This is a genomic window from Streptomyces sp. NPDC049915 (assembly GCF_040656475.1).
Classification (GTDB): domain Bacteria; phylum Actinomycetota; class Actinomycetes; order Streptomycetales; family Streptomycetaceae; genus Streptomyces.
Genome location: NZ_JBFAMH010000026.1, coordinates 24029 through 50944, shown reverse-complemented (window position 1 = coordinate 50944; position 26916 = coordinate 24029). Strand labels below are relative to the sequence as shown.

22 protein-coding genes and 1 pseudogene are annotated in these 26916 nt (G+C 70.9%); 6 read left to right on the top strand and 17 right to left on the bottom strand.

All coding sequences use genetic code 11. From position 1 onward, the window contains the following. Positions 1-10: 10 nt before the first annotated feature. The 8 genes from AB0J12_RS32055 to AB0J12_RS32020 form a co-directional block, all read right to left on the bottom strand. Positions 11-1081 carry a [LysW]-lysine hydrolase gene (locus AB0J12_RS32055; protein ID WP_363268094.1) on the bottom strand — a complete coding sequence of 357 codons (1071 nt, stop codon included), beginning with the start codon at positions 1079-1081 and terminating at the stop codon, positions 11-13. Between the two features lie 103 nt (positions 1082-1184). After that, complete coding sequence (locus tag AB0J12_RS32050; protein WP_363268093.1) at positions 1185-1994, bottom strand: [LysW]-aminoadipate kinase; 810 nt, start codon at positions 1992-1994, stop codon at positions 1185-1187. Positions 1995-2001: 7 nt separating this feature from the next. After that, complete coding sequence (argC, locus tag AB0J12_RS32045; RefSeq protein WP_363268091.1) at positions 2002-3024, bottom strand: N-acetyl-gamma-glutamyl-phosphate reductase; 1023 nt, start codon at positions 3022-3024, stop codon at positions 2002-2004. Beyond that, positions 3021-3890 carry a lysine biosynthesis protein LysX gene (gene lysX / locus AB0J12_RS32040; RefSeq protein WP_363268090.1) on the bottom strand — a complete coding sequence of 290 codons (870 nt, stop codon included), beginning with the start codon at positions 3888-3890 and terminating at the stop codon, positions 3021-3023. Before lysX ends, argC begins: the two co-directional genes overlap by 4 nt. A gap of 3 nt (positions 3891-3893) precedes the next feature. Then, entirely contained in the window at positions 3894-4073 is a 180-nt protein-coding gene (locus AB0J12_RS32035) for a lysine biosynthesis protein LysW (RefSeq protein ID WP_363268089.1), read from the bottom strand. Then, positions 4070-5110, bottom strand: coding sequence for a transketolase C-terminal domain-containing protein (locus AB0J12_RS32030; RefSeq protein WP_363268088.1), 1041 nt, complete (start codon positions 5108-5110; stop codon positions 4070-4072). Before AB0J12_RS32030 ends, AB0J12_RS32035 begins: the two co-directional genes overlap by 4 nt. Then, positions 5107-5958: a transketolase gene (locus AB0J12_RS32025; RefSeq protein ID WP_363268087.1), complete on the bottom strand. Its 852-nt coding sequence runs from the start codon at positions 5956-5958 to the stop codon at positions 5107-5109. Before AB0J12_RS32025 ends, AB0J12_RS32030 begins: the two co-directional genes overlap by 4 nt. Further along, the gene (locus AB0J12_RS32020; RefSeq protein ID WP_363268086.1) at positions 5955-7310 is read right to left on the bottom strand and encodes a DegT/DnrJ/EryC1/StrS family aminotransferase; all 1356 of its coding nucleotides are present in this window, start codon (positions 7308-7310) and stop codon (positions 5955-5957) included. Before AB0J12_RS32020 ends, AB0J12_RS32025 begins: the two co-directional genes overlap by 4 nt. Positions 7311-7662: 352 nt before the next feature. Between AB0J12_RS32020 and AB0J12_RS32015 the strand changes: the two genes are divergently transcribed. Together AB0J12_RS32015 and AB0J12_RS32010 are read left to right on the top strand one after the other, a co-directional pair. After that, positions 7663-8748, top strand: coding sequence for a GNAT family N-acetyltransferase (locus tag AB0J12_RS32015; protein WP_363268084.1), 1086 nt, complete (start codon positions 7663-7665; stop codon positions 8746-8748). 1 nt (position 8749) lies between these two features. Further along, positions 8750-10045 carry an MFS transporter gene (locus tag AB0J12_RS32010; protein WP_363268082.1) on the top strand — a complete coding sequence of 432 codons (1296 nt, stop codon included), beginning with the start codon at positions 8750-8752 and terminating at the stop codon, positions 10043-10045. Positions 10046-10252: 207 nt separating this feature from the next. Here AB0J12_RS32010 and AB0J12_RS32005 read toward each other — a convergent pair whose 3' ends face one another. After that, complete coding sequence (locus tag AB0J12_RS32005) at positions 10253-10849, bottom strand: hypothetical protein (protein WP_363268081.1); 597 nt, start codon at positions 10847-10849, stop codon at positions 10253-10255. Between the two features lie 327 nt (positions 10850-11176). Between AB0J12_RS32005 and AB0J12_RS32000 the strand changes: the two genes are divergently transcribed. Continuing rightward, a complete protein-coding gene (locus AB0J12_RS32000) occupies positions 11177-12004 on the top strand; it encodes a MarR family transcriptional regulator (protein WP_363268080.1) in 828 nt (275 codons plus the stop codon). Positions 12005-12423: 419 nt separating this feature from the next. Here the strand turns inward: AB0J12_RS32000 and AB0J12_RS31995 are convergent, their stop codons facing one another. Further along, on the bottom strand, positions 12424-14964 hold the full coding sequence (locus tag AB0J12_RS31995; RefSeq protein ID WP_363268079.1) for a discoidin domain-containing protein: 2541 nt from the start codon (positions 14962-14964) through the stop codon (positions 12424-12426). Between the two features lie 407 nt (positions 14965-15371). On the opposite strand from AB0J12_RS31995, the gene AB0J12_RS31990 reads away from it, so the two are divergent. Continuing rightward, positions 15372-15725 carry a fibronectin type III-like domain-contianing protein gene (locus AB0J12_RS31990; protein ID WP_363268078.1) on the top strand — a complete coding sequence of 118 codons (354 nt, stop codon included), beginning with the start codon at positions 15372-15374 and terminating at the stop codon, positions 15723-15725. Here the strand turns inward: AB0J12_RS31990 and AB0J12_RS31985 are convergent. From AB0J12_RS31985 to AB0J12_RS31970, 4 genes are read right to left on the bottom strand one after another with little or no spacing between them, the layout of a single operon-like run. After that, positions 15704-17065 (bottom strand): GH1 family beta-glucosidase, encoded by a 1362-nt coding sequence (locus AB0J12_RS31985; RefSeq protein WP_363268077.1) that lies wholly within the window; start codon positions 17063-17065, stop codon positions 15704-15706. The genes AB0J12_RS31990 and AB0J12_RS31985 overlap by 22 nt on opposite strands. 33 nt (positions 17066-17098) lie before the next feature. Then, positions 17099-17971, bottom strand: a complete 873-nt coding sequence (locus AB0J12_RS31980) for a carbohydrate ABC transporter permease (protein ID WP_363268076.1) — start codon at positions 17969-17971, stop codon at positions 17099-17101. Next, the gene (locus AB0J12_RS31975) at positions 17964-18959 is read right to left on the bottom strand and encodes a sugar ABC transporter permease (protein WP_363268075.1); all 996 of its coding nucleotides are present in this window, start codon (positions 18957-18959) and stop codon (positions 17964-17966) included. The genes AB0J12_RS31980 and AB0J12_RS31975 overlap by 8 nt, the downstream gene beginning before the upstream one ends. A 14-nt stretch (positions 18960-18973) precedes the next feature. Next, a complete protein-coding gene (locus AB0J12_RS31970) occupies positions 18974-20290 on the bottom strand; it encodes an extracellular solute-binding protein (protein ID WP_363268074.1) in 1317 nt (438 codons plus the stop codon). 183 nt (positions 20291-20473) lie between these two features. On the opposite strand from AB0J12_RS31970, the gene AB0J12_RS31965 reads away from it, so the two are divergent. Continuing rightward, positions 20474-21688, top strand: coding sequence for an ROK family protein (locus AB0J12_RS31965; RefSeq protein ID WP_363268072.1), 1215 nt, complete (start codon positions 20474-20476; stop codon positions 21686-21688). Here AB0J12_RS31965 and AB0J12_RS31960 read toward each other — a convergent pair. From AB0J12_RS31960 to AB0J12_RS31950, 3 genes and pseudogenes are all read right to left on the bottom strand, one after another. Then, positions 21592-22074 (bottom strand): annotated as a pseudogene (locus AB0J12_RS31960) (LacI family DNA-binding transcriptional regulator); the annotation flags it as partial. The gene AB0J12_RS31965 and the pseudogene AB0J12_RS31960 overlap by 97 nt on opposite strands. Before the next feature lie 205 nt (positions 22075-22279). Further along, positions 22280-23770 carry a rifampin monooxygenase gene (gene rox / locus AB0J12_RS31955; protein ID WP_363268070.1) on the bottom strand — a complete coding sequence of 497 codons (1491 nt, stop codon included), beginning with the start codon at positions 23768-23770 and terminating at the stop codon, positions 22280-22282. 203 nt (positions 23771-23973) lie between these two features. After that, positions 23974-25143, bottom strand: a complete 1170-nt coding sequence (locus tag AB0J12_RS31950) for a PP2C family protein-serine/threonine phosphatase (protein WP_363268068.1) — start codon at positions 25141-25143, stop codon at positions 23974-23976. 396 nt (positions 25144-25539) lie between these two features. Here AB0J12_RS31950 and AB0J12_RS31945 point away from each other — a divergent pair, with 396 nt between their 5' ends. Beyond that, positions 25540-26778 (top strand): PP2C family protein-serine/threonine phosphatase, encoded by a 1239-nt coding sequence (locus AB0J12_RS31945; protein WP_363268067.1) that lies wholly within the window; start codon positions 25540-25542, stop codon positions 26776-26778. Positions 26779-26916: the final 138 nt, after the last annotated feature.

The following is a 26916-nucleotide window of genomic DNA, read 5'->3' as shown; positions in this document are numbered from 1 at the left end:
ATCGCCGGCGTCACCGGACACCGGCCGCTGCCGCCTCCTCAGGCTGTACGAGCTCCCCGGCGAGCGTCTCCAGCGCGTGCCGGAGCACCTCGACGGCCTTCGCGTACTCGGTGAGATCGATGTGCTCCCGGTCGGTGTGGTCGAGCGCGGAGTCGCCCGGGCCGTAGACGGCCATCGGCACGTTCCAGTGCGGCTCGACGATGTTGAGGTCCGCCGTGCCCGTCTTGAGCTTCAGCGTGGGACGCGCGCCCTGAGCGCGTATCGCGGAGCACAGGGCGCGCACCGCGGCGCCCCGGGTGTCGACGCGCACCGCCGGGGTCCGGTCGTCGATCTTCAGCACGGCGTCGCCGGCGGCGTCGGCCAGGAACCGTTCGAACTCCGCCAGGTCGAACCCCGGGGGAGTGCGGCAGGCGACGGTCATGCTCGCCTCCTCGATCGTGCCGCCCATCTCCGTCAGCGTCGGGACGGGCCGGTCGAAGGCGCGGGTCCCCTCCGCGCGCGCCTCGCAGTAGGCGACCACCTTGTTCCAGAAGGCGGCGGCCGCCTCGGTGGCCTTCTCCTCCGGGCTGGCCGTGTGCACGGCGGGACGGCGCACGTCGTACCGCACCACGACCCGTCCCTTGTAGCCGATGCCGACGCCGGACCACCCGTTGGGTTCCCCGACGAAGGCGACGTCGGGCCGGTGCCCCTCGAGGAGGTGCGTCGCACCCCGTCCGAAGGTCTCCTCCTCGACCACCCCCGCCACCACGAGGCGCACGGGGCCGACGTCGGCGGCCGCGGCGGCGCAGATCATGGTGGCCAGCGGTCCCTTGGCGTCCACCGTGCCACGCCCGTACAGCAGGGTGCCCTCCCGTCGCACCTCCACCTGGCTCGGCACGGTGTCCATGTGGCCGATCAGCATGATGGTGGGGCCGGAGTCCGGGCCGCGCCCGGCGATGACGTTGCCGACCTCGTCGAGGTGCGTCTCGAAGCCCCAGTCCTTCAGCTCGCGGGCCAGGAAAGCGGCCAGTTCGGCCTCCTCGCCCGACGGCGAGGGGATGTCGACCATGCGGCGCAGCAATGACTCGGCACGTGTACTCATCGAAACTCCTTGCGTGGAGAGTGGGGTCCCGCGAGGGGAGAGGACTTCCCGGCGTGCAGGGCGCAGCGCAGGCCTGCGGGCTCCCTGCACGGCGGGGAGCAGGTCAACGGGACCCGCGGACGAACGTCGTGCCGGCCCCGGCCCGCGCGGCGAGCACCGGGGAGTCCAGGCGGCCGTCGGCGAGGACGACATGCGGGACCCCGGCCTGGAAGGCCTCACCCGCGCTGCGGAGTTTCACCTTCATGCGCCCGCCCGCGCCGTCCAGGTAGGGGCCCAGCTCCTCGCCGGGCACCTCGGCCACCAGGCTGGCGGGATCCGCGGGGTCGCGCAGCAGCCCGGGCACGTTGGACAGGATGATCAGCCAGTCGGCCGCCAGGGCCACCGAGAGCCGTGCGGCGAACCGGTCGGCGTCGACGTTGAGCATGCCGTCGGCCGGATCCCGGGCCGGAGGCGACACCACGGGGACGAAACCGCCGTCCAGGAGCGTCAGCAGCAGCGCCGGATCGACCTCGTGGATCCGCCCGGAGAAGTCGTCCCGGACGACCCGCTCGACCCCGTCGACCACGGCCCTGGCCGGCGGGGTCCTGCGGGCGGTGACCAGGGATCCGTCGATCCCCGACAGGCCGACGGCGCGCAGTCCCGCCCCGGTCAGCTCCGCGACCAGCTTCGGTTTGACGCGGCCGAGCATCGCCATGACGAGCGCGTCCAGCGCGGGAGCGTCGGTGTAGCGGCTGTGCCGGCCGTTGGGCGCGGTCATGGTGCGGACGGGCCGGCCGAGTTCGGCGGCGAGCCGGTCGGCCTCGGCCCCGCCGCCGTGTACGACGACGACGTCGGCGCCCTGCTGGGCGAGACGGACGATGTCGGCGCACGCGCGGGCCATCTCCGCGCCGAGCGAACCGCCCACCTTGATCACGAAACGCTCAGGCCGGGTGGAGCCCGGCGAACCGCAGTCCCGCGGACTCGTCGTGGCCCGCGGCGATGTTGAAGCACTGGACGGCATTGCCGGCACCTCCCTTCACCAGGTTGTCGATGGCCGCCACGACGATGAGGTGATCTCCCTCCGCGTTGAGCGACAGGCCGATGTCGCAGTAGTTGGTGCCGCTGAGGATCTTCGGATCCGGTATCCGGCGCAGGGCGGACCGCTCCCTGACCAGTCGTACGAAGGGTTCGTCCTGGTAGGCGGCGCGGTAGAGCGCCCACAGCTCGCGCTCGGTGACGGTCCGCGACGGGGTGATGTGGCAGGCCACCTGGATGCCGCGCACGGCCTCGATGCCGGTCACCGTCATGTGCACGGGTACGTTGCAGGCCTGTTCGATCTCCGCGGTGTGCCGGTGACCGTGCGGTTTGGCCATGCGCAGGGCGCCGCTGCGCTCGGGATGGTGGCTGCCCTCGTCGGGGGTCCTGCCACCGCCGCTGGAGCCGGTACGGGCGTCCACCAGCGCCGTGCCCGCGACCAGCCCGGCCGCGGCGAGCGGATGCAGGGCGAGGATGGCGGCGTTGGCCATGCATCCGGGCACCGCGATGTGGCTCGCCCCGCGCAGCCGTTCGCGGTGCAGTTCGGGGATGCCCGGCTGGAAACGCGTCAGCCAGGACTCCTGCGGCGCGGGGCCGGAGTAGAAGCGTTCCCGCCGGACGGGGTCGTGGAGCCGGAAGTCGGCGCTCAGGTCCACCACCATCGGTGCGAGCGCGGACCAGGTGTCGATGCTCTTCGCCGACGCGCCGTGCGGCACCGCCAGGAAGACCACGTCGGATTCCGACAGGTCCTCCTCGGCCACGAAGGACAGGTCGCTCTGGCCGCGCAGATTGGGATGCGCGGCACTGAGGGGACGTCCGCGGTGGCGTGTCGAGGTGGCCTGGGTCAGCTCCACGTGCGGATGCTGAAGCAGCAGCCGCAGGAGTTCACCGCCGATGTAGCCGCCGGCGCCGATCACTGAGGCTCTCACGGGCCCACCGTTTCCAGGACGTGGTCGACGAGGAGACCGGCGATGTCCAGCCCGGTGGCCGAGGCGAGTCCGTGGAACTCCATGGTGTGGTTGACCTCGGTGACCAGTACTTCGCCGTCGGAGCGTTCGATCAGGTCGACCGCGAGCATGCCGCCGCCGACCGCCTCCGCCGCCCGCAGCGCGAGCTTGGCCAGATCCGGCGTGACCTCGCAGGGCTCCGTGCTGGCGCCGCGCGCCGTGTTGGTGATCCAGTGGTCCGATCTGCGGTAGACGGCCGCGACGACCTGGTCGCCGAGCACGATGGCCCGTATGTCGCGGCCGGGCTTGTCGATGAGTTCCTGGACGTAGAACACCGAGTGCCCCGGCGACCGCAGCGCCTGCTTGTGCTCGACGAGCGTCTCCGCCGCGTCCCGGTCGTTGACCTTCGACAGCAGCCGGCCCCACGACCCGACGGCGGGCTTGACCACCGCCGGGTACCCGATCTCCTCGATGGCCTCAAGCGCCGCGTCGGGGGTCACCGCGACGACGGTCCGCGGGGTCGGCAACCCGGCGCGCACCAGGGCCAGCGACGTGAGGATCTTGTCGCCGCAGACCTCGATGACGCTGCTGGGGTTGAGGACCTGATGGCCCGTCGACTCGAACAGACGGGCCGCGTAGACGCTGCGGGTGTGCGACATGATCCGGTTCAGCACGCCCCCGTAGCGCACCGGGGGCGGTGCGTGGAGGTCGCTGATCAGCGTACGGTCGTCGACCGACACGTACGGGACGCCGCGTCGTTCGAGGGCGGCGAAGATCAGCCGCTCCTCCAGACGGACGCGGGTGGTCAGGACGGCCAGGAGGCCGTCCTGCGACACGCTCGTGGTCACCCGTTACTCCCCGAAGTCTTCCTCGATCTCCGGGGCGAGCGCGAACTCGACCGGGTCGAGGCAGATGATCTCGAGCTCGACCTGGCAGGCCGGGCACACGACGATCGACGTCACGCGCATGTCCGGCGCCGTCGGTACCGTCTCGGTGCACTCGGGGCAGATGTTCGTCGTGGCGGTGGTCATGACGCGCTCTCCTTCGTGGTGTGACTGTGGTGAGGAACGGTTGTCGTGCGGGGCCGGCCGCTCAGGACGGCCCGGGCGGCGTCGACGACGTGACGCGGGCTCACGCCGGCGGCGCCGAGTTGGGTGCGGTGATCGCCCGGCCGGGAAGCGAAGGCGTCGCTCACCCCGACCCGCGCCACCCGGGCCGGGCGGTGTTCGGCGACGGCCTCGGCGACTGCGCCGCCCAGCCCGCCGAGCACCGAGTGGTCCTCGACGGTCACGATGCCGGCGGTGCTGTCGGCGGCCCGCACCACCGCCGCGACGTCGAGCGGCTTGATGGTGTGCATGTTCAGCACGGCCGCCTCGATGCCCTGCCCGGCGAGCTGGTCGGCCGCCTCCAGCGCGAAGAGGACGGGGTAGGAGCCGGCCGCGATGATCGTCACGTCCCCTCCGGGGCGCAGCTCCACGGCCTTGCCGACGGTGAAGCCGCTCTCGCCGTGGCGGACGGGCGCGGTCGGGCCGCGGCCGAGCCGGATGTACACCGGGCCCGGCAGATACGCCGCAGCGTTGACCATCCGTACCGTCTCGTCGGCGTCCGCGGGCGTCATCACCGTCATATGAGGCAGCGACCGCATCACGGCGAGGTCCTGCTGGGCGTGGTGGGTCGGCCCCAGGTGGCCTGCGGACAGGCCGGAATGCGTGGCGACGATACGGACCGGCAGCCGGTGGTAGGCGATGTCGATCTTGACTTGTTCCAGGGCCCGCGCGGAGGCGAAGGCGGCCATGGTGTTGACGAAGGGCAGCAGGCCGGTGCTGGCCAGAGCGGCCCCGACGGACATCAGATTGGCCTCGGCGATACCGAGGTCCACGTACTGTTCCGGCAGTACGGCCTCGAACTGCTTCTCCAGGCCGCCCATGTCGGAGTCGAGGCACCAGATCCGCCGGTCCGCCTGCGCCAGTTCGAGCAGGGTGGCGCGGTAGGCGGCCCGGTCGGAGCCGTCCTGCCGTTGGCCGGCGGCCTGCCGCGCCGTGCTCACCGCGGCCGGCGTGCCGCTCATGACGCGCCCCGCAGAGCGGCGAGGGCTCGCTCGTACGCGGCCTCACCGAGCTTGGCGAAGTGGCTCTGCTTGCGGTGCTCCAGATGGCGCACACCGCGTCCCTTGACCGTCTCGGCGATCAGTACGGTCGGGCGCCCCGGGACCGGGGCGGACCGCAGCGCCGGAACGAGTTCGGAGAAGTCGTGGCCGTTCACCTCCGCCACCTGCCAGCCGAAGGCCCGCCACTTGTCGACGAGCGGCTCCAACCCCATCCGGCCCTCGGTCGGACCACTGATCTGCAGACGGTTGCGGTCCACCACGGCGGTGAGGTTGTCCAGCTGCAGGTGGGAGGCCGCCATGGCAGCCTCCCAGACCGACCCCTCCTGCAGCTCGCCGTCGCCCATCAGGCAGAAGACCCGGTTGGGGCGTGCGGCGCGGCGGGCGGCCAGAGCCAGTCCGGTGGCCAGCGACAGACCGTGGCCGAGGGAGCCGGTCGCGAACTCCACGCCCGGCACCGCGGGCGTGGGGTGCGCCATCAGCCGCCCGCTGGGGGAGCCGTAGGTGTCCAGCTCCGAGGGGGCGATGAACCCCCGCTCGGCGAGTGTCGCGTAGAGCGCGGCGCTCGCATGGCCCTTGCTGAGCACGAAGTGGTCGCGCCCCGCCCAGTCCGGCTCCTCAGGCCGCAGCCGCAGAACCGCGAAATACAGCGCCACGAGGATGTCGGTCGCCGACAGGGAGCCGCCCACGTGCGTGCCGATCGCACCGGCCCCGATCCTGAGCACGTGCTCGCGGACCGCCGTCGCCCGGTACCGCAGGTCGTCCCAGTGCGCGGCCTCGCCCGTGACCGCCTCGGCGATCTGAACGCTCACGCCGGCACACCGGCCTTCTGGCTGTACCCCTTGACGGCGGCCCACGGCGGCTCGTAGTCGAGCGAGCGAGCGAAGCGTGCGATGACGTCGAGATTCTCCCAGACCCGCTCGAAGGCGGCCGCGTACTCCTCCAGCGCGGGGCCGGCGTCGGGGTTGAGGTGCATGCGCCGCAGGCAGAGGGAGTCCTCGATGACCTGGCAGGTCACCGGGTAGTCGGCCAGGTCGTAACGCTGCGGATTGGCCCCCGGCAGCGACCACGGAAAGCCGTTGCCGTAGGCGTTCTGCTCCTGGAACACCGGCTGGCCGGGCAGCGGGATGATCTGGTAGTGCGTCAGCGGCACACCCTCCGCGAGCAGCGCCCGGCGCAGCGCCTGGCGGAACCGCCCCGGGGTGACCCCGTCCAGGCCCGCCGCCTGCGGGTCGAAGCGGAAGCGCAGCATGTGCCACATGTGGGTACGGTCGTCCGGGACGGTCGGGACGACGATGCCCGGCAGCGCCGCGAGCCGGTCCAGGAAGAGGGGGATGTTCTTGTCGCGGCGCTCCTGGTACTCCCAGAACCTCGCCAGCTGCGACCGGGTGAAGGCGGCCAGCACGGAGCTGAGCTTGAGGTTCGATCCGCGGGTGGCGGACACGTACAGCCGTTCCTCCGTGCTGAGGTCCTCACCGAGGATGCGCAGGCTCCGGCAGCGCTCGGCGACGCTCTCGTCGTCCGTGACGATCAGGCCGCCCTCGCCGCAGGTCGGGACGGACTTCTCCACGTTGAGGCTGAAGACCGAGGCGGCGCCCATGGAGCCGGCGGTCTCACCGCGGTACTTGCCGCCCTGCGCCTGCACGGCGTCCTCGACCACCAGCAGGTCGTACTTGCGGGCCAGCGCCCGGATCTCGTCCATGTCGGCGGGCAGACCGCCGAGATGGACCGGGACGATCGCCCGAGTGCGGGAGGTGATCTTGGCCTCGATCTGCGTCACGTCGATGTTGAACGTGACCGGGTCGATGTCCACGAACACCGGGATCGCCAGCTGGTACAGGGGCGCCATCGCGGTCGCCACATAGCTGAGCGCCGGGACGATCACCTCGTCCCCGGGCTGGAGGCCGAGGGCGGTCAGCGCCAGCTCCAGAGCCACCGTGCCGCTGTTGACGGCCACCGCGTACCGGGTGTCGCAGAACTCGGCCCATTCGCTCTCGAGCCCGCTGATCTCCTGCTCGTTCTTCGCGCCGACCGTGAACTTGCGGCTGTCCAGGGCCCGCAGCACGGCGTCCTTGTCCGCCTGCGTCACCACCGGCCACTCCAGCCGCCGATGTTCCGGACGAACCACGGGCTTGCTGCCGAACATCGCCAGCTGCGCCTTCATGTCTCTCCCCCTTGTGAGCGGAACAGGGCTCACCTGCTCCGTATCGCCGGAATGCATGAATCCCGAATGTGCGCGCACCACACCGTGTGCCTCGCCATGTCGCAGGAGCCGTTCGCGGCGCTGTGGCCGCCGGCCCCGCCGTGGACGCTAGGGCCCGCCGCTCTTGTCGCGTTCTCACCGCGAACTCCGGCCGGTCACTCCCCCCCCGGTGAGCGCTGGGATGCGCGTCGGTGCCCTCGGTGGTCGCGGACCGGAGGCGCGGGGGACGAGATCGGCGTGAGACCACCGCGAGAGAGGCCGTCCCTACCCTGTCCCCGTCCCGACCTGATGGCCCGAACAGGAGGTGTGCGGGGTGGACACCACACAAACCGGCCAGTGCGTGGTAACCGCGGACGGCTGGCGGCTGTCCGACGAGGTGCCGGAGCGGGTGGCCGCCAGCTGCCTCTACGACTCCGCGGACTGGCTGCGCGCCTGGGAGGGCATCGGCATCGAGAAACGCTCCCGGCACGCGTATGTGCACACCGACCCCGAGGGCCCCGACGGGGCTTCGGTTCTCCCGCTCTACGCCGTGCACGAGTCGCCGTTCTGGGACGGATACGAGCGGCAGGTCGGCCTGGTGGGCCGGTTCGGCAACCCCGTGATCTTCGCCGGCTCCCCGTACTCCATGTACGGCAAGCGCGGGCACGTGCCCGCCGCGCTCGTCAGGGGCGCGTACGACACCGCGATGGAATGGATCGCGTCGGGAGCGGCCGAGACGCTCGTGGTGCCCAACCTCACCGAAGAGGGCGTGGCCGACTGGCTGACGGTGGCCGGCCCCCCGGTCGGCCGCATCCTGCTCGAACGCACCTACAGCTGCGACCTGTCCGGCGACTTCGACGAACACATGTACCGCGTCACCAACAAGATCAGGCGGGATGTGCAGAGGCGGCTGCGCCGGGCCGACGAGCGCGGCCTGCGGATCCGGATGGTCGAGGGGGCGCAGGCGCACGCGCTGGTGGCCGCCGCGTACCCGCTGACCGTCGACACCAGTGACAAGAACGACTGGCCGGCGCTGTTCGACGAGGACGCGCTGCACGGCATGCTGCGGGTGCCCGGCGCGATGCTCGTCGCCGCCGAGGTGGACGACCGGCTCGTCGGGGCCTTCTTCGCCTTCCGGCGCGGGACGGAAGTGACCTTCATGTGCGGCGGCGTCGACTACGCCACGCTTCCCGACCTGAGCACCTACGTGTCCCTGATGTACCGCAGCACCGAGTGGGCGTACCGGCAGGGCATGCGGCGCCTGGAGTGGGGACGCGACAACTACCGGTTCAAGGAGCGGCACGCCCTGACCGGTACCGACCTGTGGGCACTGGTGTACGCCCCCGAGCACCGTGCCGACCTCGAACCGGCGCTGGCCCACATGCACCAGGTGCTGTCCGCCTACATCAGGGGAGAGTGACATGGGAGCGGGCCGAGGCCGCATCGCGCTGCTTCTGGCAGCCGTCATCAGCGTCAACGCGTCCTACACGGTGATGATCCCGTTCGTGCCGGACCTGGAGCACCGGGCCGGGGCCGGGCCGGTCGTCGTCGCCCTGACCTTCGCGCTGTTCGCGGGGGCCAAGGCGCTCACCCAGCCGCTCGGCGGATGGTGGGTCGACAAGTGGCGCGCCGACCGCGTCGCGATGCTGTCCATGCTCATCGCCGCGGTCGGCATCGCGCTCACGGCGCTGGCCCGGGACAGTTTCACCCTGCTGTCCGCGCGGGTGTGCTGGGGGATCGGCGAGGGACTGGTGTCCCCGGCGCTCTACGCCGGCATGACGGCGCTGTGCCGGCAGCACGGTATCCCCACGAGCCGGATGATGGGCAACTTCGGGTCGGCCGCGGTGGCCGGGTTTCTCCTCGGGCCGCTGATCGCCGGAGTGGCCGTGCCGGTCGGCTTGACGGGCCTGTTCCTGGCGGGCGCCGCGATCACCGCCGCGACGGCTGTCGGACTTGTGCTGGCCATTCCCGGGCAGGAGCCCGCAGAGCCCAGGGAGGAAGAGGATTCGGCCCCCGGGCCGGACACCCCCGCGGCCGGCCCGGCGCCGGTCCGATGGTGGGTGTGGGCCCTTCTGCTGGGCGGGCTCGACATGTTCACCTTCCTCGTGTACTCGGCACTCGAACCTCTCCTGCCGGTCTACCTGAGCTCGGGAGGGCACACGTCGGCCCGCACGGCGATCTCGGCGGTCTTCGTCGCCGGACTGGCCGTCTCGGGTCTGACGATGTGGCTGCTGGGCCGTCACACCCTGCCCCTGCGGACGCTCGCGGCGACCGGACTGGCCCTCACGGCCGTCGGCCTGCTCGCCATGGCCGCCAGCGCCCAAGTCATGGCCGTCGGCGGAAGCTTCATGGTCTACATGTTCGGTTACGCGACGCTCTTCCTCACCGCCCGGCGCGGGATCGTGGAACTGAAGGCCGCCACGGCGAACGACGGCAAGGCCTTCGGGCTGTTCGGCCTGGTCTCGGACCTCGGCAACGTCCTCGGCCCCGTCATCGGCGTCGCCCTGTACGCGGTGACCGACCGCCTGCCGTTCCTCGTGCTGGGCGGAGTGAGCGGCCTGGTGCTGCTGGCCGTCGCTCTTGTGGGCCGGCGCCGAAGCACCGTGCCGGGCACCACTCCGGCAGCGCCCGTGAGGACGGCGCAGGCGGCCGGAGCACGCGACGCCGGCGACACGGCGGCGGTACCGGCCGCTGCCGCAGTGGATCGAGACGGCTGATGAGGTGCGAACCCGTCCGGCGAAGACCGCGGCGTCCCGGGCGAAAGGACCCACCCGGGCGCAGGGGCCGGCCCCCGGGACAGCACGGACGAACCGCGGGCCGGACACGATGGGCGACGACTGATACTGCGCAGTGCGCGAGGGCCCCTGAACCTGCCCGTGACGCACAGGCCCGGCCCCGACCGTGAACGAACGGTCAGCCCCGGCTCACCGGCGGCCGCCTGCCGCTCGCCGCAGCGCGCCGGTCCTGCCCAGAAGCCAGACGCCGAGCGCCGCCAGGAGGGCGGCCGCCAACGCGTACACGGGCAGCCAGAGCGTCGTCGTGGACGCCAGGCAGTCGTTGACGGCGTGCTCGCCCTGGTCGTTCTGGGCGTACGCCAGCGCGGCCCTGTCGTGGCTGCTCAGATCGCTCACGGCGGCCTGCGCCTGGAGCGCCGCGTAGCTGCCGAGGTGGGCGCATTTGGTGCGGGTGCCCGGCATCGGGAAGAACCAGGCCCAGCGCTGCATGGCGGGGGCCACCGCGAGGGCCGTGCACAGGCCGACGACCAGCGCATAGGCCAGCAGGCTCCGCACGTACGCGAACGTCGCGCCGGGCGCGGGGGCCGGCGGGCGGGCGAAGGAGAGGATCAGTGCGAGCAGCGTGACGCCGAGGTAGGTGGAGAACCACTGCCACGAGCCGGAGGAAAGCGCGAACGCGAGCACGCCGGCGAGCGAGGTGCCCAGAACGGCGGCCCGATCGCCGGCTCCCCGGTCCGCTCCGGTGCTCACGGAGCCCCGGGCGCCTGGGCGGCTGCGGTCGTCCATGCTCTCTCTCCTGCCTGGCTCCGGGCCGCCAGTCTCCGGCCGCAGCCCCCTTGGGGCACTCGCACCATGCCGCTCCGCCCGCCCCGCTCGCCCAGTTGGCGGGCGCGCCGCGTCGGACCCGTGCGCTCCGCGCCACGGGCCAGGTGGCGAGAAGGAGCGCGGTCGGGGCGCCGAGCGCGGTCTCCGTCCTACCGGACTGGACGGGGCACCGATCCTGCGCAGGCGGGCCGGCTGCCCGGTTCATCGGTCGCCCTGACCGGTGACCGGGGACCTGGCCTTGCGGCCGAGACTGCTCCACGGGGCGTGACCGCAGGCATGATGTAAGCCATGACCCATACCGCCCGCCGCATGTTCGAGCTCCTGGAGCCGATCTGCCTGGTCACCTACTTCGCCGACGAGTGCAACGAGGAGCTGGCCGCACTCGGCCACCGCACCTACTGGGACGGCTACTTCGCCAGCCGCGCCGCGCCGCTGGGGCGGGTGCCTGCGCAGGTCGTGCACGCGGCCTTCTACAGCTTCGCCGACGGGGAGGCCGCGCGGCACATTCCGAGCGCGTGGGAGACGATCCCGCCCGAGGCGTCCGTCGCCGCGCGGGAGCGGGGCAGCGCGGCCTCCCTGCGGCGGATCCTCGGCGACGAACTGGCCGACTCCCCGGGCCTGGTGCGCGCCGCCGACCTGACCACCAAAGCCGCGACGAACGCGCCCACAGAAGGCCGGGTGATGTACGCCGGGATGCGCACCCTTCCGGTGCCGAGCGACCCGGTCGCCCGGCTGTGGCATTCCGCGACCATGCTGCGCGAGCACCGCGGTGACGGGCACGTCGCCGCTCTCGTCGGCGCGCGCATCGGCGGCACGGAGGCCCACGTGCTGTCCGCGCTGGCGCAGGGCATCCACCCGCCGGAGTCGTTCGGGCGCATCCATCACCTGCCGGAGAAGCGGCTGGCCGCGGTCATGGACGGCTTGCGCGAGCGCGGGCTCGTCGACACCGACGGCCGGTTCACCGACGCCGGCCGCGAGACTAGGCAACGCATCGAAGCCCTTACCGACGAGCTCGCCGCCCCGCCGTACGACGCCCTGTCTCCCGCCGAGCTCGACGAGTTGGTCACCGAGCTCGAACCCATCACCGCGACGCTGGTGGCCGCGGGGTCACAGTGACGAGCAGCGATTGACGGGACGAGACTCCGCCGTCCGGTACGCCGAGGCCTCGGTCCGGTGTTCGCGTGGAGGGTCACCCAACGGCTTGGGAGCCCCGTTCATCAGTCCGGCAGGCAGGAGCGAAATCTGCGAAGCAGTTCGAGCGCGGCAGGGCTCTCCGCATCGAAAGTCTGACCTCGTTGTCCGGCAGGAATACCCGGCCCCCAGACGCGGGCACCGTGAGCTCAGTCGTCCAGGGACGGCCGTAAGGCAGGACTTTGCGGCTCAGGTGGGCAGCCGGCGGTAGCAGATGCGCATGGCCGGCGCCCTCTTCGCAACGTACTCAAGCTCTTCGCCGCGTAGGCAGTCAGCCGCCCGCGCCCACGGCGCGCCGCGTGTCGCGGTGCGCCGTGGGCCGGGCGGTCAGGGGCGGTCGGCGGTCAGGGGAACTGGACCACCTTCGACGGGACGGTGCTCGTGCCCGAGGTGGGGGCGCCGGTGTCGTTGACGACGTGGGCGTACTGGCCCATGCCGCCCAGGGAGATCACCTGGAGGTCGTGCAGCTTGATCCCGGGCTTGACGGGGACCTGGAAGCCGTGGGCCTGCACGATCGACGGGTCGGCCGTGTAGTTGCAGTAGCTGCCCAGACCCCACGCCTCGTGGGTGGTGACGGTGTCGGCGACCTTGTAGGCCGCGTAGCCGACGATGCCGTCGTGGGTGATGGCGGCGGCGTTCGGGGCGTCGTACGCCTTCTCGTTCTGGAAGAAGATCGTGCGGCCGCGCTCTCCACTCCAGTAGACGTCGTACTTGTTGAAGTGCTCCACGAACAGACCGGTGGCGAGTACGTCGTTGCCGTTGACGCGCAGGCCGTAGTCGGCGCGGTTGGTGTTCCAGCCGACGCCGCTGCCGTGGTCGGCGCGCCACAGCCAGGTGTGGTCGATGACCACGTTGTTGCTGTTGACGACCACGGAGTTGGTGGCGAGGCCGGGGCCGGCGCCGCCGATGCGGACGAACACGTCCTGCAGGGTGGTGGGGTTCGTGGAGTGGTCGGCGCTCGAGCCGGGGGTGCCGATACGCAGGAGCGTGTCGGAGTTGACCGGGCCCGCGTCGATGAGGAATCCGGCGAGCTTCACGCCGTCGACGTCGGCCACATGCATCGCGTCGACGCCGTTGTCCGGGACGAGGGTGGCCAGGCCGAGACCGAGGACGACGGTGTTCGCGCGGGTGACGTCGATGGTCCGGTCGAGGTGGTAGACGCCCGGGGGGAACAGGAGGTTGAGGCCCTGGGCGAGAGCCTGGTTGATGGTGGCCGAGGTTGCGCCCGGCTTGACGACGTAGAACTGGTCGAGCGGCAGGGACGTGCCCGCGTTCGCCGGCCAGGAGACTCCCCGGGCGTTCGTGCGCTTGGCCGGGACGAACACCTTGTACGCGGAGCCGTCCAGGTACAGGAAGGGCTTCTCACGCGAGACGGGCGTGGTGTCCAGGGTGGTGTACGGGCCGCTGTCGAAGTTGGTGGCCGGGGCGCCCTGGACGCCGGTGAAGGTCATGTTCCACACGCCGTTGGTCCAGCCGCCGACCGAGCTGTCGCGGGTGTACCACTGCTGCTGGGAGTACGGACCGACCGTGCCGTCGATCCTGGAGTCGGCGATGTAGCCGCCGGAGGCCCAACCGTAGCCGTTGGGCGCCAGGTTGAGGCCGCCCTTGACGTGGATGCGGCGGAACGGTGCGGCCTGCGCCACGGCCCAGCGGTCGGTGCCGTTGGACGGAGTGATGGCGAGGTTCTCCGCCGAGCGCCAGAAGTTCTGGGTGGCGTTGCCGTTGAACCAGCCCGCGTCGACGGTGACGTCACCGTTGATCTGGGTGTCGTCGGGGTTCGGACCGAGGCCGGAGATGGAGGTGTAGAAGCCGATCTGGGCGTTGATGCCGTTGTAGGTGCCCGGCTTGAGCAGGAACTGGTAACGGCCGGTGCCGAACTGGTTCGACTCCTGCTGGGCGAAGACGTCGTCGAACTTCTGCTGCAGGTTGGGCGTGGAGGGGTCGACGACGATGACGTTCGGGCCCAGGTCGCCGCCGCCCTGCACGGGCGGGACGCCCGTGGTGCCGGTGTGCACCGCGACCTCCCACAGGGAGTACCCGTAACCGGTGCCGCGCGCGGTGCCGTAGACGCGCACATACCGGCCGGAGCCGCTGACGTCGTACGAGGCCGTGCCGCCGCTCGCGCCGGTGACACTCTTGAGCGTGGTCCAGCTCTGCCCGTCGGAGGAGGCCTGGATCTGGAAGTCCTTGCCGTAGGCGGCCTCCCAGTTCAGGTCCACCTCGCACAGGTCCTGCACGGATCCGAGATCGACCTGGATCCACTGCGGGTCGGCGGACCGGCTGGACCAGCGGGTCGAGGTGCTGCCGTCGAAGGCCGCCGAGGCGGGGGTGCCGGCGTTCTCCGTGGAGGACGCCGAAGCGGGCTTGCCCTGCGCGGAGTTGGCCGTGCCGCAGCCGGGCTGGGCGCTGCTCGCGGAACCGAACACCTGGAACTCCCAGAGGGAGTAGCCGTACGGGGTCGCGCGGTGCACGCCGAGCATGCGCACGTAGCGGCCCTGCCCGGACACGGCGAGGGTGTCGAGCCCTCCGTCGCCACCGGTGACGGACTTCAGGTCGGTCCAGGTGCTGTTGTCGTTCGAGATCTGGACCTTGTAGTCCTTGCCGTAGGCCGCCTCCCAGTTCAGCACCACCTGGCTGACCGAGGTGGTGGCCCCGAGGTCGACTTCGAGCCACTGGTCGTCGGTGGCGGCCGAGGACCAGCGTGTTCCGGTGTTTCCGTCGACCGCGTAGGCGGCGGGGGTGCCGCTGTTCTCCTGGGAGGAGGCGGTGACCGTCTTCCCTTGTGACAAGGGCGTCTCGGCCGCGGAGGCCGTGGTGTGGGCGAGGGGCAGGGCGCTCAACGCGGCCGTGGTGGCGAGCGCGACGCCCAGGGATCTGAGTCTCATACGAGTCCCTGCGGGTGGGGGTGGACGAGGGTGGGGCTGAAGTGCACGGGCGCACGCGGGCACAGCGGGGAGGCGTTGCCGCGCGCGCTTAGTTCAAGGCTTGAGTTAACTAGTGATTTCCTCCGGATGACAAGCCCCCGGCGCTGAAAGGGTGTTGGGATCTCGAACAGTCCCTGGGTGCGTACAAGAAGTGATGCCCCGTCACCTTGCCTCGCCGCCGCGATAGATCAGCTCTTGAATCAAGGCCTGAGAAAACGTGCCCCGCTTCTTGACGGGCGTATGGCCGCCGGGCATGGTTCGGAGAGCGCTCTCCCAGGGCTGTGCTCTCCACGGTCCGCCCCGGCAACCGCCCCCGGCCGACCGGCCGCCGTCACCGTCGAACGGGACCACCCGGGCCGGCGAAGCACATGGCTCCCTCGCTGGACGCGGTGGAGCGCCCCGCGCGCTGGTTCGCCGGATACACCGCCGTGCGCGCCGAGCCGGGGCAGCGGGCCACCGTGGATGTTGTGGTGGAACCTCACTTGCTGCGGCACTGGTCGCCTCAGGACCACGTGTGGCGCACGGAGGCCGGGACCTACCGGCTGATGGTGGGCCGCTCGGCGGGGCACATCCGCTGGGAGGGCCCGGTGACGCTACACGGCTCCTTGAGCCGTCGCCCGGCGGCCTCCAGCACGGGCGCGGGCGCCGGCCGCCGGAACGCATCCGGTGGCCGGGGCCCGAGTGGGGACGGCGGGGATGGTCAGCCGGTGGCGGCCCCCTGACGGTGCGCCCGGATCAGCTCCGCGTACCGTCGGCCGCTCGCCTTGACGGTGCGCTTCTGCGTCGCGTAGTCGACGTGCACCAGACCGAAGCGCTTGTCGTAGCCGTAGGCCCACTCGAAGTTGTCGAGCAGGGACCAGGCGTAGTAGCCGGCGAGCGGGGCGCCCTTGCGCAGGGCCCGCGCGCACGCCGCCACATGCTGCTCCAGATAGGCCACCCGGCCCGGGTCGTCGACGGTGCCGTCGGGGCCGACGGTGTCGGGGAACGCCGAGCCGTTCTCGGTGACGTACAGCCGGCGGATGCCGTAGTCGTCGGTGAGCCGCATCAGCAGGCTCTCCAGCCCGTCGGCGTCGATCAGCCAGTCCATGCCGGTGCGCGGGACGCCGGGCAGCCGGACCTCGCGGGCGTGGGGGACCGGCCCGTCCGGGTCGTCGGCGACCGTGGCCGGGAAGTAGTAGTTCAGCCCGTGCCAGTCCAGGGGTGCGGCGATGGTCTGCAGGTCGCCCGTGCGCTCCGGGAGGTCGACGCCGTACAGCTCGCGCATGTCGGCCGGGAAGCCGCGGCCGTAGACGGGGTCCAGCCACCAGCGGTTGGTGTGGCCGTCCATCCGGGTGGCCGCGGCGATGTCCTCCGGCCGCGTGGAGGCCGCCGCGACGGGGGAGTGGTTGGTGACGAGGCCGATGCGGGCACCGGGGACGGCCGCCCGGATGGCCTGCGTGGCCAGGCCGTGGCCGAGCAGCAGGTGGTAGGAGGCGCGGACGGCTGCGGTCAGGTCGGTCAGGCCGGGCGCCATCCGGCCCTCCAAATGGCCGATCCAGGCCGAGCAGAGGGGTTCGTTGAGGGTCGACCATTGCGTGACCCGGTCGCCCAGCCGCTCGGCGACGAGCGAGGCGTAGCGGGCGAGATGCTCGGCGGTGGCGCGTTCGGTCCAGCCGCCGCGGTCCTGCAGCACCTGGGGCAGATCCCAGTGATAGACGGTCACGTTCGGGGTGATGCCCGCCGCGAGCAGGCCGTCGATCAGCCGGTCGTAGAAGTCCAGGCCCTTGGCGTTGACGGCGCCGTCGCCGTCCGGCACCACCCGGGGCCAGGCCAGGGACAGGCGGTAGGTGTCCGTGCCCAGCTCTCGCATGAGGGAGACGTCTTCGGGCCAGCGGTGGTAGTGGTCGCAGGCGACATCGCCGTGGTCGTCGCCCGCGATCTTCCCCGGGGTGTGGGAGAAGGTGTCCCAGATGGACGGCGAGCGGCCGTCCTCGGCGACGGCTCCCTCGACCTGGTAGGCGGACGTGGCGGTGCCCCAGACGAAGTCGCGCGGAAAGGCGGCGAGGTCGATCGAGTCGGACACGGAGAACCTTTCGGAGGGGAACGAGGGAGGGGGCTACTTGACCGCGCCCGCGGTGAGACCGGCGACGAGGTAGCGCTGGAGCAGGAGGAAGCCGGCTACCACGGGGACGCTGACCACCAGCGAGGCGGCCATGATCTGGTTCCAGTAGACGTCGTTGAGCGTGGAGTAGCCCTGCAGGCCCACGGCGAGCGTGCGGGTGGTGTCGTTGGTCATGACGGAGGCGAAGAGGACCTCGCCCCAGGCGGTCATGAAGGCGTAGACGGCCACCGCGACGATGCCGGGGATCGCGGCCGGCACCACGACCCGCAGCAGCGCGCGCAGCGGACCGCAGCCGTCGACCAGCGCCGCCTCGTCCAGCTCACGCGGAACGGAGTCGAAGTAGCCGATCAGCATCCAGATGGAGAACGGCAACGAGAACGTGAGGTACGTCAGGATCAGGCCGCCGCGCGAGCCGAACAGGGCGAGGCCGGTCGCGTTGCCGAGGTTGACGTAGATCAGGAACAGCGGCAGCAGGAAGAGGATGCCCGGGAACATCTGCGTGGACAGCACGGTCACCGTGAACACGCGCTTGCCGCGGAAGTCGTAGCGGCTGACCGCGTACGCGGCGAACACCGCGATGACCACCGAGCAGACCGTGGCCGCCCCCGCCACGATCAGCGAGTTGGTGAAGTAGCGGGCGAGCGGGACCGTGGACCAGATGTCGATGTACGGCCGGATCGTCAGCCCGCTGGGCAGCCAGCGGAACTTCCCGGAGACGTCCTGCAAGGGCTTGAGCGAGCTGGAGACCATGACGTACACGGGCAGCAGCACGAACGCGGTCAGCAGAGTCAGGAAGATGCGCCGGGACCACAGGAAGGAGCGCGGCGGCGCCATGGGCGAGCGCGGCGGGGACGAGGTGCTAGACATCGGCCGTCTTCCTCCCTCGGGAAGTGAACAGCAGGTACGCACCCGTCACCACGAGCAGGAAGAGCAGCAGCAGGACGGACATGGCCGATCCGGTGCCGAAGTTCCAGGTGACGAACGACGACTGGTAGATGTGGATGGAGATGAGGTCGGCGGCCTCCGGGGCGGCCTTGCCGAACAGGACGTACGGGGTGTTGAAGTCGTTGAACGTCCACAGGAACAGCACCAGCACCAGCACCTGGTTGACGGGGCGCAGGGAGGGCAGCGTGATACGGCGGATCTGCTGCCACATCCCGGCGCCGTCGAGGGCGGCCGCCTCGTACAGCTCGCCGGGGATGTTCTGCAGCCCGGCCATCACGATGAGGAAGGCGAACGGCCAGCCCTTCCACACCGAGACGATCAGCAGGGCGTAGAAGCTGTTGTCGCCGATGAGCCAGAAGGAGGGCTGGTCGGTGAGGTGCAGCTGGTCGTGCAGGATGTGGTTCACCGCGCCGTTGTCGTGCTGGAACATGAACGCCCAGGTGATGACGGCCGCGTAGACGGGCAGCGCGTACGGCACCAGGAAGACGGTGCGCAGCAGGCCCCGGCCGCGGAAGGTGTCCTGCATGCAGATCGCGGCGGCCGTCCCGAGGAGCCAGCACAGGCCCACCGACAGCAGGGTGTAGCCGCACGTGACGAGGAAGGAATGCAGCAGCGCCTCGCCGACGGGACCGTCGAAGTCGACCGAGAGACGGTAGTTGTCGAAGCCGGACCAGGGCGCGCTGCTCCAGTCGCGGATGAAGAACTGGGTGAGCTGCTTGAAGCTCATGGCGATGCCGATGACCATCGGCACCAGATGCACCAGCAGTTCGAGCAGCAGAGCGGGCAGCAGGAGCAGGTACGGTAGTCCGACGCGGCGGATCCGCCCGGTGCGGCGGCGGGGGCCGCGCGCCGCACCGGAGGAGCTCTTGAGCACCGCCCGGGTGCCCGACTCGGGGACAGTGGTCGTCATCAGGGTGTCCCGGCTCACTTCGCGGGCATCTGCTGCTGCGCCTTGGCCAGCTTGGCCTTCACCGACTCGGTGGTCACCGCGCGTCCGGCCGCCGCGTCCGCGAAGAGTTCCTTGACGGCCGTGCCCACCGCCGTCTCGAACTGCGACTCGTCGGCCACCTGGGGCAGCGCCTGCGCGCTGGTCGCCAGGGTCTGCCGCAGGACCGCGGTCCCCTGGGAGTTGAACGCGGGGTCGGACTGGGCGGACTTGACCGGCGGGATGGATCCGTAGGCGGTGTTGAGGATCTTCTGCTCGGTGTCGCTGGTCATGAACTTCACGAACTGCGTGGCACCGTCGAGGTTGTGGGTGTTCTTGAAGACCGCCATGTTGATGCCGGCGACCATGGAGTTGACCTGGGTGTCCGTGCCGGGGGCGCCGGACTGCACGGGCGCGGGGGCCACGCCCCAGTCGGAGTCCTTCATCCCCAGCGTCTTGAAGGTGGCGGAGGCGGTCTGCCACAGCACCATCGCCGTCTTGCCCTTGGCGAAGTCGCTCAGCGACTGGTTCTGCGCGTACTCGGCGTTGCCGGGGCTGACGATTCCGTCCTTGGCCATCAGGTCGACGTACTGCTTGACCGCCGCGACCGCGCCGTCGCTGGTGAAGTCGGGCTTGCCGTCCTGGGTGAAGAAGTCGGCGCCGTGCTGCTTGCCGAGGACGAAGACCTGGTGGATGTTGTTCGACAGGTTCGAGCCCTCGGCGCCCAGTCCGTTCTTGCCCTTGGCCTCGATCTTCTTGCCGTCGGCGACCAGTTGGCCCCAGGTGGCCGGCGGCTTGGTGATGCCGGCCTCCGCGAAGAGCTGCTTGTTGTAGTAGAGGGCGTACGCCATCGAGTACAGCGGCACCGCCGCCGGGTCCTTGCCCGCCACGCCGGTGGAACCCAGGGCCGAGTCGACGAAGCGGTCCCGGCCGCCGATCTTGCCGAAGTTCTGCGCGTCCCAGGGCAGCAGCGCGCCGGTCGCCTGCAGCGAGGCCGACCAGGTGTTGCCGATGTTCAGCACATCGGGGCCCTGGCCGGAGGTGGTGGCGGTGAGGATGCGGTTGAGCAGGTCGGACCAGGGGACGACCTCCAGCTTGACCTTGATGCCGGTCTGCTTCTCGAACTTGTCGAGTTCGGGCTGGAGGACCTTCTTGTCGACCTCGATGCTCGCGCCCTGGTTGGAGGCCCAGTAGGTGAGTGTCTTCGGCGAGTCGTTGGACCCGCCACCGGTGGACGAACCGCCGCCGCAGGCCGTGGCGGTGAGAGCGAGAGACAGCGTGACGGCGCTGAGGGCCGCGGCTCTGATGTTGCGCATGGCTCCTGGTGTCCCTTTCCGGGAGGCGAGAGCCGTGAAGGTGTCACCGGAGCCGACCCCGTTCGGCACCGAAGCCCCCCCCATGGCTTAATTTAGAACGTGAGTTAAGCCATGGGGTGAGGGCGTCGTCAAGAGTCCGGCGCAGCACTTGTCCCGACGGCGGCGGCACACGAGGAGGCCCAGGTGGCAGCGCACGGTGGTCGCCCAGTACGTGACCTGCGAAGAGAGAATCGGACGGCCGTATTGCAACAGTTGTATTTCGGCGGGCCGATGAGCCGGTTCCAGCTCATCCCCGCGACCGGTCTGAGCTCGGGCACGATCAGCAACGTCGTGGCCGAACTGATCGCCGACGGACTGCTGGAGGACTGCGGCGGCACCGGCAATCACGGCGGCCGGCCCCGCACTCTCGTACGCATCGCCGCCGGCAGCGCTCACATGATCGGCGTCGACGTCGGCGAAACCCGGGTACGCGTCGAGCTGTTCGACCTCTCCCTCGCCGAGCTCGCCCGAACCGAACGGCCCCTCACCCAGCCCGGCGAGTACGACGTCGGCGTCGTCCTCGGCCACATCCACGACGGTGTCGCCGAGGCCCTGCGGACGTCCGGCATCGAGGCGGACAGCCTGCTCGGCGTCGGCGTCGGAGTGCCGGGGATCGTCCAGTCCACCTCCACGGACGGCACGGTCGTACACGGACAGACGATCGGCTGGGACGCCGTCCCGCTGGAACGGCTCCTGCGTGCCTCGGGCCATCTGCCGCCCGGCGTGCCGTACTTCATCGACAATGGAGCCAAGACCGTGGGGCAGGCCGAGATGTGGTTCGGCGCCGGACGCGGCGCCCGCTCCGCGGTGGTCGTGCTCTTCGGATCCGGTGTCGGCGCCTGCCTGGTCACCGACGACGCCGCCCACGGCCAGGCGGTCGAATGGGGCCACCTCACCGTACGGGTGCGGGGGCGGCGCTGCCGGTGCGGGGCGCTCGGCTGTCTGGAGGCGTACGCGGGAGCCGAAGCACTTGTCGACCGCTGGCGTGAGGCGGGCGGCAGCCCCTCACCGGGAGCCGATCAGGAGGCCGCGCTGACGCAACTCCTCGCCGCGGCCCACCCGGTCGACGGCGGCGCGCCCGACCGGGTGGCCACGGCCGTGCTCGCCGAGACCGCCGCGTACCTGGGTGCCGGCCTGTCCGACCTCATCAACCTCTTCCAGGCCGAGCGTATCCTCGTCGGCCGCTGGGCCCGTCTTCAACTCGGCGCCCGATTCCTGGAGTCGGTGCGCCACCACGCCCTGTCCCGCGCCCTGAGGCATCCCGCCGCAAGCCCGGCCTCGGCCAGTTGGGCGGGCAGCGGATCGTCGGGATGCGTCGAGACGACGAGCGCACCATCGGCGCGGCCCTGCCGCAGATAGGTCAGCACCTCCTGCCGGTCTTCCGCCGACTCGGCGAACATCAGCACCGGATGCATCGAGCGCGGCCGCAGAAACCCCACGACTCCACCGACCACCCGACCGAAGAAGGGGTCCGTGAAGACCCGGGTGGCAAAGGCGTTCCGGGTGTCGTCGTCCGCGGCGTCCCCCACCCCCGACACCACGAGGGCCACCGTCTCGGCACGCCGGATCACCAGCGACCGAGCGGCCCGGTTGGGGGCGTAACCGGTCAGCTCGATCGCCCGCCGCACCATCTCCTGAAGCGCGGGATCGACATTGCGCACGCCGTTCACGACCCGCGAGACCGTCGCCCGTGACACCCCCGCCTCACGTGCGACGTCCTCCAGGGTCGGTGTCCGCCTGCTCATGTCCGCACCCTAACGGCACGCCGAAAACACCGCCTGGAGTGCGGCGGTGGCACAGCTTCGCCTGCTGCGGGGCGGGCCCGGGCCCCACTCAGGGCACGCAGGGCGGGCCGCCGGCAGTGGCACAGCCGGCGGCCCGCCGAGCTCGCTCAACTGCCGGGGACGGTGTCGGCCCGCTCGTCGTAGGAGCGGGCCTGCTCGGGCGACATCAGTCGGCGGGCTCGCCGAACCAGCGGGAGAGGTGGGCGTCCAGGTCCTGCTGATCGTCGCCGATCCAGGCGACGTGGCCGTCCGGGCGTAGCAGGACGCACGGAACGTCCAGTGCCGCAGTGGGATCCGCGAGGTGATCGACCCGGTCCGACCAGCCGCCGACGGTCAGGCGTTCGGTGCGGTCCAGCAGCAGGCCCCGGCCGCGGTGCAGCAGACCGTAGAGGCGGCCGTGTTCCACGTCGATGTCGGGCAGGCGGCGGCCGAGCAGGTCGGGGCCCTCGCCGAAGTCGTAACGGATGCCGATCGCGGTGATCTTCTCGATGAGATGGCGGTTCACCTCGTCGAAGTCCATCAGTTCGGCGAGCAGCCTGCGCACGGCCTGCGCGCCCGGTTCGGTGGAGTGCAGTTCCATCTGGGCGCGGGTGTTGTCCAGCACGTCCGCCGCGACCGGATGACGTTCCGCCTGGTAGGTGTCCAGCAGCGTTTCGGGCGCCCAGCCGCGGATCTGCGCGGCCAGTTTCCAGCCGAGGTTGAACGCGTCCTGAACGCCCAGGTTGAGGCCCTGTCCACCGGTGGGTGGATGGATGTGTGCCGCATCGCCGGCCAGCAGCACCCGGCCGACCCGATAACGGTCGGCCAGCCGTGTGGCATCCCCGAAGCGGGACAGCCGGCGCGGGGAGTGCACGCCGAAATCGGTTCCGGCGATGGCGCGCAACTGGTGTCTGAAATCCTCGAGGGTGGGCGGTTCCGCGCGGTCGCTGACTCCCGCGGCGGGAACCATGACGCTGTAGACCCGTTCGCCGAAGGGCCTGAGCCAGAATCTCGGGTGGGCCTGGCGGACTTCGGCCACCTTGGCGGCGATCTCCTCCTGGGGCACGCCCACTTCCATCTCGCCCATCAGCGTCTCGGTCCGCGAGGGCTCGCCGGGGAAGGCGACGCCGAGCAGTTTGCGCACCGTACTGCGCCCGCCGTCACAGGCGACGAGATAGCGCGAACGCAGATGCCGGCCGTCGGCCGCCTCGACGGTCACACCCTCGTCGTCCTGCTCGAGACCGGTCACCGCGCAACCGCGCCGGACCTGCGCACCCAGGTCGATCGCATGCTCCTCGAGCAGGCGAACGATGACCGGCTGCGGGATGCCCAGCAGATAGGCATACGCGGAATCCAGGCCCTGGGGGGCGGGTTTGTCGATGGCGGCGAAGAGCCCGCCGGCCGGACGCTGTCTTCCGTGTTCGCGCAGGCGATCCAGCAGTCCGCGCATTGCCATCAGCTCGAGACTGCGCATGTGCAGACCGACGATGCGGGCGAACGACGTAGGCTCGGTGTCCTTTTCCAGGACGAGTACCCGCACGTCGTGCAGCCGCAGCTCGGCGGCCAGCACCGCGCCGGTCGGCCCGCACCCGGCAATGATCACGTCGAACATGAGGGGCGCGCGATCGGCGCCGGAGGCCGGCGACGACGGCTCGGTGGTGAACTGCGGAGAGTCCATGGGTGTTGCCTTTCGGGAGTGCCTTGTCGTGGAGGCGCTCCCGGCGATACCTACGCCAATCGCCGGCCGTGACGGGAAGGGGGGAGCACCCACGTCGATACTGCGTTCATGGGTCTCACCTCCTCGGGCGGTGTCACGGTCCACGGCAAGCTACAAGCGCGAGCATCACCCCGTCCAACACTTTTCCAGCTGCTGATCCGCTGTCATCGACGGTCACCGTGCCAGTCCAGGATGAGGACAGTGGCGTCGTCCTTGAGGTTTCCCCGGCAGGCCTCCAGCACGGCGGTCGTCAGGGTGCGGACTGCCTCCCTGGGATGGCAGGTGCGGGTGTCGCGCACAAGAGAGGCCAGATCCACAGCCGCGGCACCGCGTTCCTGCATGCCGTCGGTGAGCAGGATCAGACGGTCGCCGGGGTGAAGCTGGACCTTCTGGAGTTCGTAGGAGGTGGGCGCCGCCACGCCGAAGGGCATGTTGACGGCGAGCTTGACTTCCTCCACCTCGGCGGCGCCTTCCCGCAGGCGCAGCGGCCAGGGGTGCCCTGCGTTGACCAGTTCGCAGGTGCCCGTCTCGAGCCGGATGCACAGCAGCTGGCCGGTGGCCAGGCCACGGCTGTGGGTCAGCAGGGCCTCGTGGGCTCTGTGGGCCTGCTGAAGCGCGTCGCACCCGCTTCGGCGGGCGCCGCGCAACGCACCCATGACCAACGTGGCCAGGAGGGCGGAGTTGGTGTCGTGGCCCATGGCGTCGGTGATCGACAGATGCAGCGTGTCGCGATCGAGCGTGTAGTCGTAGGTGTCGCCGCCGATGTCGTCGGCCGGGACCAGCCCTGCGGCCAGGGTGAACTGGGGTGCCTCGCAGCACGGGGCCGAGGGAAGCAGCTGGTGCTGGATCTCCGCGGCCAGGCTGGTCCGGGTGGTGCGCTGGCCCGCGTGGTAGAGGTCGGTGAAGCGGCGGTCCGTGACGATGATGTACGCCAGCGCGTGGGCCGCGTCGCCGATCTGCCGGAGCACGGTGTCGTCGGTGTACTGCAGCGTCACCTCCAGCACACCGACGCAGTCGCCGCGATTGGTCACCGGCGAGATCACGCGTCTGCCGTCCTGGCCGTCCGGTTCCACGTGCTGGCGCTGGCTGCGCAGCACCGTGTCGTACACGCTGCCCTGCAGATCGATCCGCTCGGTGGTGTCCGCGCTGCCGCCCTCGGCGGGCACGGTCAGGCGCAGCAGCCGCTGCCCCAGGAGATCGACGAAAAGGAAGGACACACGGTCCGCCCCGAAGCGCTCGCGCAGATCGCGCGCGATCACGCCGACGGACTCCCCGGGCGGCGCGGCTTCCGCGGCGGCCAGAAGCTCGCCGAGTTCCAGGCCTCCACCATCCATCGCAACCTCCCATCCGATGTCGCCACTCTTTCCCCGAGCTGCGCCGATCTCACGTGGTACGTGCATCACACCCGGGCATCGCGTCTTTCCTGCCGGCCGGTCCCTCCGATCCGCCGCGCTCTCCCCAGCACCTCCACCACCACAGGCACTGCCCGTCGCCGCAGCCCCGGCACGCGAGCCGGTCGGCCATGTCCACGCCTGCGCGTGCGCCGGCGCGGCACGGGGTGAGGACGTTGACTTCGCCCCCTCCTTCGGAGGCAACCGATCACGCTGTCGACGGAGGAATGGGGTCGAAAGCACCATTACGGTGCACACTACTGGGGTGGATCACTTTTCCGCTCGGACCCGGCACCCGTCACACGTGTCCTGCGCCCAAGCGCCGGGGGTGCCCGGGGCATGACAGCAGACGGAGGCGCGGAGGAGAGGCGTGTCGCGGATCGGTCGCAGTCCTTCGGGGAGGAGGTCCTGGGGACCCTGCTGGACCGTGCGCATCTGCTGCCGCCGGACCGCGTCGGCCCGATCGTCGCGGAAGCGGTCGCCCGGCTCGGCGGGCGGGACATCTCACTGCTCCTGCAGGACCACGGGCAGTGGGTCCTGGTGCCGTTCTCCGCGCCCGGCCTGGCCGCCGGAGACCCGGAGCTGATCGACGCGTCCGACGCCGGCACGGCCTTCCTCGAAGCGCGCTCGGTCGAAGTCCCGCAGGCCGACGGGGTACGGCTCTACATCCCGCTGCTGGACGGCGGGGACCAGGTGGGCGTCCTCGCCGTCACCCTGGCCGCCATCGACGACGACGACCGGCGGCTGCTGCGCCGGATCGCCTGCGTGGTGGCCGACATGCTGGTCACCAAGCACAGCTACACCGACCAGTTCTTCCTCACCCGGCGCCGTCAGCACATGAGTGTGGCCGCGGAGATCCAGGGCGCGCTGCTCCCGCCGCTGGCGATGAACATGCCGCGGGTGGCGGTCGCGGGCATCCTCGAGCCCGCCTACGACGTGGCAGGCGACAGCTTCGACTACGCCCTGAACGGCGATGTTCTCCACGTGGCGATGATCGACGCGATGGGCCACGGCCTGGGCGCCGCCGTGATGGCCACCGTCGCCATCGGCGCCTACCGGCATGCCCGCCGCAGCGCCGTCGATCTGGCCGAGATCTATTTCTTCATGGACCAGGCGATCGGGGAGCAGTTCGGCGCCGACCACTTCGTCACCGCGCAGATGATGCGCCTCGACACCGTCACCGGGAACCTGCAGTGGGTCAATGCCGGACACCCCGCCCCCCTGCTGCTGCGCGACAAGCGGGTCGTGGCCCGCCTGGAGTCCCCCACCACCCTGCCGGTCGGGTTCGGCGGCCTGGAGCCGGTGGTCACCGAGTTCACGCTGGAGGCGGGAGACCGCATCCTCTGCTTCACCGACGGACTCGTGGAGGAGCACCAGAGCGGTGAGCAGCCGTTCGGCGAAGAACAGCTGATCGACTGGGTGAATCGGCTGGCCGGCACCCGGATGGGACCCCGAGCCATGGTCCGCGCGCTGTCCCATGCCCTCAAGGAAGCCCGCAAAGGACGCACCACCGACGACGCCACGCTCTTCCTCGTCGAATGGCCCGGACCGGCCCCCGCCGACATCGGCGGACCGTGAACTCCGGTACGCATCCACGGCGCCCGGGGCGTCCCCGCCGCTGTCCAGCCACCGAACAGACTGGCCGTCCACCCTTGTTGACGGTACGCGCCAAGCCGTGGGCCCAGGCGTCGCCCACCGGCCACGGCGGTACCCCTC